Annotated in this window: 13 protein-coding genes and 1 riboswitch; of the genes, 3 read left to right on the forward strand and 10 right to left on the reverse strand. The window is 32.9% G+C overall.

The features are described from left to right. Positions 1–9 precede the first annotated feature (9 nt). The 7 genes from A9CBEGH2_RS06710 to pflB form a co-directional block, all read right to left on the reverse strand. Positions 10–663 carry an ABC-2 transporter permease gene (locus A9CBEGH2_RS06710; RefSeq protein WP_163104455.1) on the reverse strand — a complete coding sequence of 218 codons (654 nt, stop codon included), beginning with the start codon at positions 661–663 and terminating at the stop codon, positions 10–12. Continuing rightward, complete coding sequence (locus A9CBEGH2_RS06715) at positions 660–1,511, reverse strand: ABC transporter ATP-binding protein (RefSeq protein WP_163104457.1); 852 nt, start codon at positions 1,509–1,511, stop codon at positions 660–662. Before A9CBEGH2_RS06715 ends, A9CBEGH2_RS06710 begins: the two co-directional genes overlap by 4 nt. Before the next feature lie 3 nt (positions 1,512–1,514). Then, entirely contained in the window at positions 1,515–1,886 is a 372-nt protein-coding gene (locus A9CBEGH2_RS06720) for a GntR family transcriptional regulator (RefSeq protein ID WP_115715464.1), read from the reverse strand. A 384-nt stretch (positions 1,887–2,270) separates the two neighbouring features. Then, positions 2,271–2,726, reverse strand: a complete 456-nt coding sequence (locus A9CBEGH2_RS06725) for a GNAT family N-acetyltransferase (protein WP_118276930.1) — start codon at positions 2,724–2,726, stop codon at positions 2,271–2,273. A 117-nt stretch (positions 2,727–2,843) separates the two neighbouring features. Continuing rightward, positions 2,844–3,488, reverse strand: coding sequence for a GyrI-like domain-containing protein (locus A9CBEGH2_RS06730; RefSeq protein ID WP_163104459.1), 645 nt, complete (start codon positions 3,486–3,488; stop codon positions 2,844–2,846). 255 nt (positions 3,489–3,743) lie between these two features. Further along, positions 3,744–4,496, reverse strand: coding sequence for a pyruvate formate-lyase-activating protein (pflA, locus tag A9CBEGH2_RS06735; RefSeq protein WP_115716089.1), 753 nt, complete (start codon positions 4,494–4,496; stop codon positions 3,744–3,746). Positions 4,497–4,552: 56 nt separating this feature from the next. Then, positions 4,553–6,808 (reverse strand): formate C-acetyltransferase, encoded by a 2,256-nt coding sequence (gene pflB, locus A9CBEGH2_RS06740; protein ID WP_118362018.1) that lies wholly within the window; start codon positions 6,806–6,808, stop codon positions 4,553–4,555. A gap of 118 nt (positions 6,809–6,926) precedes the next feature. Further along, positions 6,927–7,007: riboswitch (ZMP/ZTP riboswitch) on the reverse strand. A 139-nt stretch (positions 7,008–7,146) separates the two neighbouring features. Between pflB and A9CBEGH2_RS06745 the strand changes: the two genes are divergently transcribed. Then, positions 7,147–8,121 carry a Gfo/Idh/MocA family protein gene (locus tag A9CBEGH2_RS06745; protein WP_118276934.1) on the forward strand — a complete coding sequence of 325 codons (975 nt, stop codon included), beginning with the start codon at positions 7,147–7,149 and terminating at the stop codon, positions 8,119–8,121. Between the two features lie 33 nt (positions 8,122–8,154). Here A9CBEGH2_RS06745 and A9CBEGH2_RS06750 read toward each other — a convergent pair whose 3' ends face one another. Next, positions 8,155–9,444 (reverse strand): HlyC/CorC family transporter, encoded by a 1,290-nt coding sequence (locus tag A9CBEGH2_RS06750; RefSeq protein WP_115715469.1) that lies wholly within the window; start codon positions 9,442–9,444, stop codon positions 8,155–8,157. A gap of 75 nt (positions 9,445–9,519) precedes the next feature. Beyond that, a complete protein-coding gene (locus A9CBEGH2_RS06755) occupies positions 9,520–10,389 on the reverse strand; it encodes an HAD family hydrolase (RefSeq protein ID WP_118276935.1) in 870 nt (289 codons plus the stop codon). A 123-nt stretch (positions 10,390–10,512) separates the two neighbouring features. On the opposite strand from A9CBEGH2_RS06755, the gene A9CBEGH2_RS06760 reads away from it, so the two are divergent. Further along, entirely contained in the window at positions 10,513–12,372 is a 1,860-nt protein-coding gene (locus A9CBEGH2_RS06760) for a DUF5696 domain-containing protein (protein ID WP_163104461.1), read from the forward strand. 69 nt (positions 12,373–12,441) lie between these two features. Then, a complete protein-coding gene (locus tag A9CBEGH2_RS06765; protein WP_115715472.1) occupies positions 12,442–12,888 on the forward strand; it encodes a hypothetical protein in 447 nt (148 codons plus the stop codon). A 38-nt stretch (positions 12,889–12,926) separates the two neighbouring features. Here the strand turns inward: A9CBEGH2_RS06765 and A9CBEGH2_RS06770 are convergent, their stop codons facing one another. Beyond that, positions 12,927–13,829 carry a nucleotidyltransferase family protein gene (locus A9CBEGH2_RS06770; protein ID WP_115715473.1) on the reverse strand — a complete coding sequence of 301 codons (903 nt, stop codon included), beginning with the start codon at positions 13,827–13,829 and terminating at the stop codon, positions 12,927–12,929. Between the last annotated feature and the right edge of the window lie 59 nt (positions 13,830–13,888).

A 13,888-nucleotide genomic window follows, 5' to 3' on the forward strand; every position in this document is an offset into this window, starting at 1 on the left:
CGGTATTCCTTAAAATTCTTTTTTGTTCATAACAGAGATACTCACTTTCATCGAAAATAATACAACTATCATGGAAATTACAAAAATCAATATGAATAGACCTCCAGCACCTAAAAGCGATATACGATTTATAACTTCCGCTATATTAATTCCCAGCATACCTATTGATTTTCCTAATACAAAACTAATAAGAAATACAATACTAAATACTGCTGAAATCACAATTCTTCCTTTTTCACTACCAAATTTTAGTTGAAAGGGTATCAAAATTGACAATAAAAGAAGTATAAATGGTAAAAGCATACCCCCACTAATCAATATATTACTGATTGTGTCACTCTTTTCAATTAAATTAAGAATTATAGCCAGTATGATGGCTAGAAACAAAGAACATCCTCCAAGTAACATCCCAAACACATACTTTTCTGCTGCATATTTTTTACGATCAATAGGAAGTGTGAATAAAAAAGCATTCCCATTATCAAATTCATCATAACTGATCGTACTAATTGTAAACATCGATGTTATAAAAGAAATAAATCCAAGCATAAACGTAGTATCTTCTGTAAGCAAAGAAATAACAAAAGCAATAGCAATAATCATAGCAAAATAGTTTCTATGCATCTTTATTAACTTAAAATCTTTTATTAGTAACCCCTTCATAACTTTTCACCTCGAATCATCATCATAATAGCTTCATCAATCGTTCCTTTATCAACTGCTATATCTGGATAGTTTTCCATATAGTATTGTTTTTGATTTGTTAAACAGCTATATCCATAAGTTTCTTTCTTTATTCTTAAAAGATATTGTTTATCCAATTTATAAAATTGTTCATCATTAACTTTTAGTAATGCATAATCACTTAACAAAACATCTGTATCTTCATGTAAAATTACACTTCCTTCATGTATCATATATAAATCATCACACAAAGTTTCCAAGTCAGAAGAAATATGAGAACTAATTAAGATAGCACGTTCCTCATCCTTTTCCATAAACTCTCTTAACATCTCAAGAATGTCATCTCTGGCAATCACATCTAATCCAGAAGTAGGCTCATCCAAAATCAATACTTTCGCATTATGAGAAATCGCAACCAAAACCTTTAGCTTAGCTTTCATTCCAGTGGAAAATTCTTTGATTTTTTTTGTAAGAGGAAGTTGAAATTTTTGCACTTGTTTCATAAAAAATGACACATTAAAGTCTTTATATAAGTTTTTTAAAACAGGTAGAATATCGTTAATGGTTAAATAGCCACTAAACCCAGAATCTGAAAGAACAACACCTAAATCTTCTCTATCTGCAGCAGTAAAATCTTTTATATCCTTTCCTAACAGGCGAATTGTACCATCATCAATCGAAATCAACCCTAATATCGCCTTAAAGGTTGTACTTTTCCCTGCCCCATTTTGTCCAATAAGACCTGTAATCTGTCCTTTTTTTACTTCCAAACTACAATTCAAAGAAAAATTATCATAGTTTTTTCTTACGTTTTCAATTTGTAACATTTCTTATCCCTCCAATATGATTTCAAATATGCTTCTTATATCTTCATCACTTATTCCACAGCGTCTACCTTTTTGGATTGCCCTTTCTAAATCCATTTCGACCTCTTTTCGCTGTTCCTCCAGTAAACGCTCCTTATTGGTTGCGGCTACATAAGTTCCCTTTCCATGAACTGTTATTACAAATCCCTCTGTTTCTAAAGTATCATAAGCTTTCTTCACAGTTAAAGCACTTATTTTAAGTTCCTTTGAAAGTCCACGTACAGATGGCAAGTTATCATTTTCCTTTAACTCTCCATTTCGAATTTGTGTCTTAATTTGGTCTACAATCTGCTCATATATAGGTATCATTAATGAATTATTTATAATAATCCTCATATCTAACATCCTTCTTTCTATAAACAGTATAGAACAGCAAATAACTGTTGTCAAGTGTTATATACTGTTATATATAAAAAAAGAGGAACATTGTCCCCTTAACGATATGCATGCTTTACATCTTATAAGACTTTTCGATTTCACTATATGTTTTTATTTATTAGTCAAGTATTTATAAATCTTTACAAGATACACCGTACTAACAACGATGCAAACTGGTACGATTAAACGTACTATAATCAAAAAAACAGTAGCCAACTTTACAAAAAATCCAACAAATTCTTCCATTATTTATCTCCTCCATAAAACTATAACTCTTGCAAAATATCATCAGTATATGAACTTTCTTTCATTGTTATGTATATAACATTTCCCACTTATATCTTAAGAATGTTTTCTTATAAACCGCAATAACTTTTCTGATGTGCCCTCTTCAAATTTCATTTCACCTTCAAAGAAAAATCCATGCCTGTTATAGAAAGTAATTGCTTTCCTATTTTTTTCTAGAACCCAAAGATTATCCACATGATGTTTATCTATTACATATTGAATAAGTTTACTCCCAATACCTTCCTTCTGAAAAAAAGTATCTACATATAATTTGATGATTTCTGTTTTATCCACTTGAACAAATCCTTTTATTATTCCATCATCATAAACATAAATATTCTTTCGTACATCTTCCCTTCCAAAATAATCATTAGAAATAGAAATCACCTGCAATTTTTTAAAGGAATATTCCACATCTTTAAAAATTGGTAAATAGTTTATACGATTATTAAAAACATATATTTCAGCTATTCTTGATAAATCAGATGCAGTCGCAATTCTAATATTCATATACCTACCTCAAAACTATTTTAATTTCCTTTCCTGTTAAACTTATTAAAACAAAGATAATACCTCAATGATGACTTTTCTCAAATAATCAAATATATTTCCACTTCCAACAGTATACTAAGAATCTTCTTCTATTTTCTTTACAGGGTGTCTTATAACTGTCTTTAATTTACTTTTATCACCTTTTCTTGGATCACTTATGTATATTTCATGATGAAATCTTTCATCGTTTATATCTAATTCATATCCCTGTGCATAGGCATATTCATGCATAAGCTTAACCGTTGCAGGCTCATCATCATAAGAACCTATATGCATGCATTGAACACAAGTTCCTTCTTCATAGGTCAAAAATTCTACTTTTGAAAAGTCTTTCTTTTTCTTCCTTGTTGCTTCTTCAATAGCCCATTCAAAATCCTCTTTTTTGACAAAATCTGGAAGTCTTATGATAGATATAAAACATAAATCATTCTTTTGATGATAATCCATTCCCTTTACATTTTCCTGCCACCAAAAGCCTTCCAAAGGCGGAACAACATATTCAAAAAACCCCTTAATTTTATATGTTCCTTTATAACTCATTCGAATGGTATAAGCAACTGCGTATAACAATTCAATTGATTTTTGATAGTCTCCATCTTCCTGATTTGGATCACCATTTCCTCTTACCGCCAAATAATTCATTTTAGGTATCTCAATTATATTTGGAGTTTTCTTTGGCATATACATTTCTTTATATTCTTTTTTAAAATCAAAAGCCATACATATCACCTCTTTAATAAAATTCTGTTTCTAAAATTATAGCTGAACAAGTAAATATTTTTCATCATTATATTAAACAATCTATTCTTGAAAAATATACAATCACTTTTTCAAAAGCTATAAATTCCACATGATTTCTTCTCCATTTCAAAAAGATTACCATCGTTAATATCATTATACCTTAAACATGTTTAAAAAATATATAGAAGCAGTTAAAAAAAGCTATTACATAATATATTACAATAGCCCATAGTTTTATTTTTTATATTCATTATAATCATCGCAGTGCAAAAGTTTTCTGGCGTATTCGACCTGTTCTTTTGTAGGTGGCTCTATCCCTTCTAATGGATATTCCATACCTAATTCTTTCCACTTATATACTCCTAATGTATGATAAGGAAGAACTTCTACTCTATCCACATTATCTAATGTTTTAATAAATTCATCTAATCTTTTTAATTGTTCATCTTCATCATTTCTTTGTGGTACAAGCACATGACGAATCCATACCGGTTTTTTCACAGCAGATAAATACTGTGCCATTTCTAAAATATTTTCATTTCCCCAGCCAGTTAATTCTTTATGCTTGTCATCATCAATATGTTTAATATCCAGCAAAAATAAATCCGTTAGTTTTAGAAGTTCTTGAAATTTAGAAAAGAATGGTTCTTGTTTTGTGAAAGGATTTCCACATGTGTCGATTACCGTATGGATTCCTTGTTTTTTCGCCTGTTGAAATAAAGAAAGTAAAAAATCAATTTGTAATAAAGGCTCTCCTCCACTTACCGTAATTCCCCCTTTATCTTTCCAGTAAGGACGATAGCGTAAAGCTTTTTTTAACACTTCCTCAGCGGTTTCCTTCGGTTCTTCTATTTTCCATGTATCCGCATTATGACAAAACTGACAACGCATTTTACAACCCTGCATAAAAATCACATATCTTATCCCTGGTCCATCTACAGAGCCAAACGTTTCAATTGAATGAACTGCCCCTTTTATATTTTCCATAGCATCTTCTCCTTTTTGTAAAAAGGTCTGCATTGTTTACAGACCTTTTGCTTATTTTACAGATGTGAATGACAAGTTCTAGAAATTACATCTAACTGCTGTTCACGTGTTAAATCAATAAATTTAACTGCATATCCAGAAACTCGAATCGTAAAGTTTGCATATTCTTCTTTTTCTGGGTGTTCCATAGCATCTTTTAATTTTTCCACACCAAAGACGTTAACATTTAAGTGGTGTGCACCCTGATCAAAATATCCATCCATTGCACGTACAAGATTTTCTACACGTTCTGTTTCATCATGTCCTAATGCACCTGGATTGATTGTCTGCGTATTACTAATTCCATCTAACGCATATTCATAAGGAAGTTTTGCGACAGAGTTTAAAGAAGCCAGTAAACCATTCTGCTCTGCACCATAAGAAGGGTTTGCACCTGGTGATAATGGTTCTCCTGCTTTTCTTCCATCTGGCATTGCACCAGTTGCTTTTCCATACACAACATTAGAAGTAATTGTCAAAATAGAAGTTGTAGGTTCTGAATTACGATATGTGTGGCGTTTTTCAATTTTTTCCATAAATGTTTTTAATAACCATACCGCAATATCATCTGCACGATCATCATCGTTTCCATAACGAGGAAAATCTCCTTCTACTTCATAATCCACAACCAGTCCATTTTCATCACGAATTGTTTTTACTTTCGCATATTTAATAGCACTTAAAGAATCCACTACATGAGAGAATCCTGCAATACCTGTTGCGAATGTACGTCTTACATTGGTATCGATCAAAGCCATCTGTGTTGCTTCATAATAATATTTATCATGCATGTACTGAATCAGATTTAAAATATTTACATATAAATCTGCCAGCCATTCCATCATGACATCATAACGATGCATAACTTCATCATAATCCAAATATTCACTTGTGATAGCTTTGTATTCCGGTCCAACCTGTACTTTTGTTTTTTCATCTACACCGCCATTAATTGCGTATAATAAACATTTCGCAAGGTTGGCACGTGCTCCAAAAAACTGCATTTCTTTTCCTGTCTGTGTTGCGGATACACAGCAGCATACCGCATAATCATCACCCCATACAGGACGCATGACATCATCATTTTCATACTGTACAGAACTTGTCGCAATGGATACTTTTGCAGCATATTTCTTAAATGCTTCTGGAAGATTGCTGGAGTATAAAACAGTTAAGTTTGGTTCTGGAGAAGGCCCCATGTTTTCTAATGTGTGAAGGAAACGATAACATGTTTTTGTAACCATATGTCTTCCATCCATACCTAAACCAGCTACATCTAAAGTTGCCCAAACAGGATCTCCAGAGAATAACTGATTGTAAGAAGGAATACGTGCAAATTTAACCATACGGAATTTCATTGTCATATGATCTACTAATTCCTGTGCTTCACTTTCATTTAAAATTCCTTTTTCTAAATCTCGTTCAATATAAATATCTAAGAAAGTAGATACACGTCCAACAGACATTGCTGCTCCATTCTGTGTTTTAATTGCAGCTAAATATCCAAAGTATAACCACTGGAATGCTTCTTTTGCATTTGTTGCCGGTTTACTGATATCAAAGCCATAAATTGCTGCCATCTCTTTCATTCCACGTAATGCTTTAATTTGTTCCGCTAATTCTTCACGCTGACGAATGATATCATCACTCATCGTACCACAGCCACAATTTGCCAAATCTTTTTCTTTCTGTTCAATCAGATAATCAACACCATATAATGCAACACGACGGTAATCCCCAACAATACGACCGCGTCCATAAGTATCTGGCAATCCAGTTACGATTTTATTACGACGTGCAAGACGCATTTCAGGTGTATAAGCATCAAACACTGCCTGGTTATGTGTTTTATGATATTTTGTAAAGATTTCATGCAGTTTTTCACTTGGTGTATAACCATAAGTTGTACATGCTTCTTCTGCCATTTTAATACCACCATAAGGCATAAAGGCACGTTTTAACGGTTTATCTGTTTGAAGACCTACAACTTTTTCCAAATCTTTCAATTCTTCTTTAATATAACCTGGACCATACGCAGTTAAAGAAGAAACAATTTCTGTCTCCATATCAAGAACGCCGCCTTTTGCACGTTCTTCTTTTTGCAGTTTTTGTAACTCATCCCACAAAGTCATCGTTGCCTTTGTCGGTTCAGCCATAAAGGACTCATCACCATCATAAGGCTTATAGTTATTCTGAATAAAATCACGAACATTGACTTCTTCTTTCCAGATACGTCCACTAAATCCTTCCCATGCTTTCTTTTCTACACTCATGTCTTTTCCTCCTGTTATAACACTATAAACATGTAGTTTCGATAAATATATGACAATCATCGCCATCATTTATCTGCAATTGTACAAAAAGAGCCGATTTTCTCTGTGCTCTTCAAATATGAAATGCCCAGACGGTCGGCTCTTGTTATAATTATACTCCATGTAGTCAATTCTACTTCCGTCAGTTGTATAACTGTTTTCATTTTAACATATCCCCTATAAAGCTTCAATCCTTTTATCCAAGAAATTTTTACCCAAAGAAAGAGGACATAATTTTATCGAATGTAAGACCGATCTCTGTTATAATCATACTGTAAAATTGACAAGGAGGAAAACTAATGAATTTTGCAATCCTAGGTACAGGAAATATTGCACATATCATGGCGGATACCATAAAGAAAATGAAACATCCAGACATTTCTTTATATGCTGTTGCATCAAGAAATTTAGAAAAAGCAGAAGCTTTTGCCTCTAAATACCATATACCTGCTGCATATGGAAGTTATGAAGAACTTGTTAAAGATGAACAGATTGATTTGATTTATATTGCTACCCCACATTCTCATCATTATGAGCATGCCAAACTATGTATTCTTCATCATAAACCTGTATTGTGTGAAAAATCATTCACTGCCAATGCCAAACAGGCAGAAGAACTATTAAGTCTTGCAAAGAAACAAAAAGTTTTTATTAGTGAAGCTATCTGGACCAGATATATGCCTTCAAGAACAATTATTAAATCAATTGTAGAATCTAAAGTTCTTGGAGAGGTTCATTCTATTCAAGCCAATCTGGGATATCCAATAAAAGATGTACCACGTATGAGCAATCCAGAGTTGGCAGGAGGTGCTTTATTAGATGTTGGTATCTATACCTTAAACTTTGCCATGATGGCATTTGGTGAGGATGTAAGTGATGTCAAAGCACATGCTGTGATGTCTACTCAGGGAGTCGATTTATTAGACAGTATCACGTTATATTGGAAAGATAAGAAAATTGCTGTTTTACATGCCAGCATGCTTACGCCAACTGATCGCATGGGATATATTTATGGAGAAGATGGCTATCTCACCATAACCAATATCAACAATCCAGAAAAAATTGAACGCTTTAATAAAGACCATCAACTTATAGAAACATATACCATTCCCTCTCAGATTACAGGTTATGAATATGAAGTACTAGCATGTTATGATGCACTGAAAGAAAACAAGCTTGAATGTCCACAAATGCCACACCACGTAACTCTTCATATCATGAAACTTATGGATACCATACGAAAACAATGGAATATGAAATATCCCTTTGAATAGCAAAAAACAGCAGGAAATCTGCTGTTTTTGTTATCATTTATCTTCCTTATTCTCTTCATCTTCAGCCTTAGGCTGCGGTAAAATTAAATGTACTTCTTCAATACGATTTTTCAAAAGCTGATGAACTTCTAAAATTGTGCCATCCTCTAATACAATTCGATCATGCAATTGTGGAAGACGATTCAACTTATCAATAATCAAACCACCAATCGAATCAAAATCTTCTGATTCTAAATCTAAATCCAATTCATCATTTAAATCATTCAAGCTAACAAAACCTTTAATGATATATTCACGATCTTTAACTTTACGAATATACTCCTCTTCATGTTCGTCATATTCGTCATGAATTTCCCCTACAATTTCTTCTAGAATATCTTCAAGTGTAATCAGACCGGAAGTTTCTCCATATTCATCCAATACAATTGCGATATTAATAGAAGTCTTACGCATTTCTACTAAAAGATCAGAAACTTTTTGATTTTCATATGTAAAATAAGGCTTACGCAAAATCTTGCTGATTTTAAAATCTTTCATGTTATCTTTATATAACAGAAGATCTTTCATGTTGATCGTTCCAACAACGTTATCAGTAGTTCCCTGATATATAGGAAGGCGTGTAAATTTTTCTTTTCTAAAAATCGCTATTAATTCTTCATAACTCGTTCCAATTTCAGCAAAGACAACATGAATTCTAGGAACCATAACTTCCTTCGCTTTGGCATCTCCTAAATCAAACACATTGTTAATCATTTCTTTTTCATCTGTTTCAATGACACCTTCTTCATGACTCACATCCACAATCGTACGCAATTCATTTTCTGTCATTCTCTGTGTACTTTTATTCATATCAATACGAAACAGCTTCAATATTATTTTTGAAACAAAGTTAATAACAACAATAATTGGTGTTAAAACTGTCATTAAAAAGGAAATAATGCCTGCATAAAACAAGGCCATCCCTTCATTATGCTGTGTTGCAATCGTTTTTGGTGTAATCTCTCCAAAAATCAAAATAAGCAATGTGATGATAAACGTGGCAATACTAACTGCATAGCCCCCAAAAGAATATGCTATTGTTGCAGTAATAGAGGCTGCAAATGTATTTACCAAGTTATTTCCAATTAAAATAGCACTTAACATTTTGGAAGAATCTTCTGTAATATCAAGTACCTTCTGTGCTCGATGATTTCCTTCTTCTGCCAAAGCACGCATTTTCATTTTACTGACTGAAATCAGTGAAGTTTCTGCAGAAGAAAAGAATCCAGATAAAAACAAAAGTATAATTAAAATTAGAATTTGAACACCCAGTTCCGAGTCCATATAAGCAATCTCTCCTCATTTTTTCATGTAATTTAATGTGAAACACCATTATATTAGCATTTCTTCTCATAATAATCAAATTTTTTCCTTTTTCATACAAGAAGAAGCAGCTTCCCTCTTTTTTCTTCTATTTACATCTTCCTGTATCCACAATGCAACAGCATCCTCATTATTGGAACCAATAACTCCATCTGCCAATGCTTTTATTTCATCAATTGCATTGCTTACTGCATAACAGGCATCACTTGCTTTAAACATTTCTATATCGTTGGCAGCATCACCAAAGCAAATAACTTCATCAAACCCTTCTTTTTCTTTTAAACGAAGCATCGCATCCGCTTTGCTAGCCTTTTTAGGCATTACTTCCAGCCAGTATTCCTCACGATTTCTTTCTTGTTGATAAACGATCATAAAAGAACATGTATTTTCTAAAACCTCATATACATCATCTAAATTTTCTTTATCATCAATGATCGTAAAATAAAAAATATCTCCCTGAAGCAAATCCTTTCGATTATCTAGTTCTATAAAACGAGGATCATTTTTTCTACTGTATCGATAATGGGCCGCACCTTCATGAAATTCATGTTTCTCATATAACACTTTTTCAACTCCATCAATATATGTATAAACAAAGGGATGAAGCCCATATTGTGTAAACAATTCCAAAAGCTTCTGTGCTTCTTCTTTTGAAAATAAACGTTCATGTAAGACCTTTTTACTGGAAGGTTCTAATATATATACACCATTATATACAATAACCCCATCTCTTAACTTTAAACCCTGAATAACAGATTGTGCAGAAAGCATGGAACGTGCTGTCGCAAAAGAAATATGTTCTCCCTGCTCTACCAGTGAATTTATAATCCGTATTGTTTTTTCACTTAGTTTGCTGTCATCATTTAATAATGTCCCATCTAAATCACTCAAATATAATGTTTTCATAACATTCCTTCTTTCCTGCTGCTATGAAAAAGTATAACATAAAATATACTTTCATTTTCATAAATATTTGTAATCTATTCATATGCATAGTATGATATTACAAAAGAACAAGAGGTATGATTTATGGAATGGAACTGGAAAAACTTAACATTTAACTTTAAAGAAGATACACTGCAGATAAAAATTCATACACCAGATACAAACTGGATCACACAAAAGTATCGTGCCTATCTTCTCACTGATGAAAGAAAACTTTATTTTCATGATATAAAAAGCATTTCTCATATCCCCTACAAAAATGGTATAGGAGAAGGCATTTTAACACATTATTTAGATGATGGTCTTGCATTTGATACAATAATATGGAGTGAATATCGTAATGGAACTTTACATTTTGAATGGATTCCAATAAAAGAAGATAAAAACATTAAAGAAGTTGTGTGGCCTTCCCCTATGGAATTTGAAGCATACGATTCTCATTGGTATTCACTTTTAAATTTACAGCAGGGACTGCTTTTACCAAATACATGGAAAGAAGAATTAACAAAGCTTCCCTTTGATGGACAGTTTGCTTCTTCCAGTGCTTATATGCCATGGTTTGGACAAATTAAAAACCGCAATGGATATATGTGTATCTGTGAAACGTACTGGGACTGTGCTTATAGTGTAGAGCACCCTGCCAATGGACCTTATACAAATTTATTTCTTCGCTGGCTGCCTAGTATGGGACATATGTGCTATCCTAGAAAAATGCAGATGCACTTTTATCAAAACTGCGATTACAATACACTTTGCAAAGAATATCGTCTATATGCAGAAGAAAAAGGAAAAGTAACCACATTAAAAGAAAAATGTGCAAAAAATCCTCTTGTAGATAAACTTATTGGAAGTGGCTTTGTTCATATGGGAATTAAAACCTTTGTACAAAAAGATTCTTCATTTTATGATCAAAAAGATCCTGAAAAAAACAATTCCATAACTTCTTTTTCAAAGCGTGCAGAAGAAATTTTACATTATAAAAAACAAGGAATAAAAAAGCTTTACCTTCACTTAGATGGATGGGCACAATATGGATATGACAACAACCATCCAGATATTCTTCCTGCATGCGAAGAAGCCGGAGGATGGGAAGGTTTGAAAGCCTTAAGCGACACGATAAAAAACTGCAATTATATGCTGGGACTTCACGATCAATATCGTGATTATTATCATCGGGCTGCTTCTTATGATCCAGCTTACAGTGTGCATACAGCAAATGCTAAACGGCCATCTCACGCATCTTGGGCAGGAGGTCATCAGGATTATTTATGTTCTGCTTTTGCCCCATTGTATGTAAAACGAAATTATACAGAAATCTTAGCTCACAATATTCATTTAGAAGGCAGTTATCTTGATGTATTTACATGCAATGAACCAGATGAATGCATTCATCCATACCACCCTGTTTCCCGCAGACAATGTCTGGATAATCGACTGGAATGCTTCTCTTATATGCAAAGCCAGGGTATCTTGCCTAGCAGCGAGGAAGTTAATGAATGGGCTCTTTCTCAACTTGTATATTGTCATTATGCACCTTATGATTTTCAAATGCATGCTTCCAGTGAACCAAGAAAAGGAATTCCAGTTCCATTATTTAATTTAGTCTACCATGACTGCGTACTTATTCCCTGGCCAATGGAAAAACAAAAAGGTGGAGATGACTTTATGTTATATGCATTATTGAATGGTGGAGGAGCTTATTTAAGAAAAGATGCAGCATATCCTAATACAGATGGCATGTTTGAAAATGAATATGAAAAACTGTCAGAAGAAGAATGTATAAAACGCTGCCAGATCGTAGCCCAGCTGCAGGAAAAAGTAGCTTATCAGAAAATGGTGCATCATGAATTTATTCATCACGATCCTCATCTTCAAAAAACTGTTTTTGAAGATGGAACAACCATTACTATCGATTTATATAAACAAACTTTTAAAATACAATAAAGTACATTTATCAATAGCATTTTAACCGTTTTCATGCTAGGATTAAAATGTTATCAAGGGGAGGTCAATATGAAACCAAAAAAAGAAAATGTCAGAACTCTTCCTTTTAAAGAAGAAGATATTCGCTATGTCATCATGAATCCCAAACAGCATAATATCCGTAAATATAAAGAATATCGTAAATTAGATGAACAAAACTGGATTGAAGATTATGGTGATGGCGCTATTGAACAGTTCACAATTATCAAAAACACATCCAAAAAAATTGTACTGAAAAACTACCCTGTAGGTTCCAGTTCTAAAAAAGTATATACCACTTCCTTTACATTTCATCCTAATACAGATGGAACTTGTACTTTAGAAATTCTCTTAGATTTAAAAAAAGGAAATATCTTTCGTCAAATCACATATCTATTTGATGCCCTTACAAATATGGAAGAATACTATGACAATATGTTTAAAAAGATTTCTTATGAATGCAGCAAGATTGCAGAACCTGTAACAGCTGATAAGTAAAAAAGCCGATATGTCAGAAAAACATATCGGCTTTTTCTTTATTTCCAAAGTCCATTTGGATATTCGTTTTTATCAACTAGATTTTTAATTCCTGCTTTTACATTTGGCTTATCTTCCTGATAAGTTACCCCAAACCATTTTTCATCACTGCTTAACAATTTAACATCGACATTTCCTTCTTTAATAAGTTCATCGACAACAACTGGAATTAAAAATTCTGCTTTCATTGGATTTTCTTTCACTTTTTCTTCTAGGAAAACATGGAACTTCTCTTCGATTTTTTCAATGAAATCTGGATAGAATCCCCACATATTCATAGATACTAAAGATTTCGCATCAACATCTACCCATTCATCATTTTCAAAATACTGTACACCACAATCATGTTTCTCAATTTTCGCACATTCTTTTACTTCACTTAACAATCCATCTTTTGACTGGCAGATTCCACGAGTCACACTTCCATTGTCTGTTAACGTATTTTCTAAAATATATCCAACCAATGCATACTGTTTGTGAGTTTCATCCGCAAGATAATCATGCAATGTCTGATAAGAACCTTTTCCATAGAAATCATCCGCATTAATAATTGCAAATGGTTCTTTCACTACATCTTTACAGCATAAAAGTGCATGTGCAGTACCCCAAGGTTTTGTTCTACCTTCTGGAATTTCAAATCCTTCAGGAAGCATAGAATCCATTCCCTGGAATACATATTCCACTTCAATTTTTTCTGCTATTTTGCTTCCGATTAATTCAATAAAATCTTTTTCCATTTCTTTTTTAATGATGAAAACGATTTTATCAAATCCTGCACGAATTGCATCATATGCAGAAAATTCTAAAATTGCTTCTCCATTTGGCCCTAATGGATCCATCTGTTTTAATCCGCCATAGCGACTTCCCATACCAGCCGCAAGTACAACTAATGTTGTTTTCATATTTCTTCACCTCGTTAATTTCCTTTGTCATTTTATCATAATTACAAATTGATGAAAAG

Source organism: Amedibacterium intestinale (assembly GCF_010537335.1).
GTDB classification, from domain to species: domain Bacteria; phylum Bacillota_I; class Bacilli_A; order Erysipelotrichales; family Erysipelotrichaceae; genus Amedibacterium; species Amedibacterium intestinale.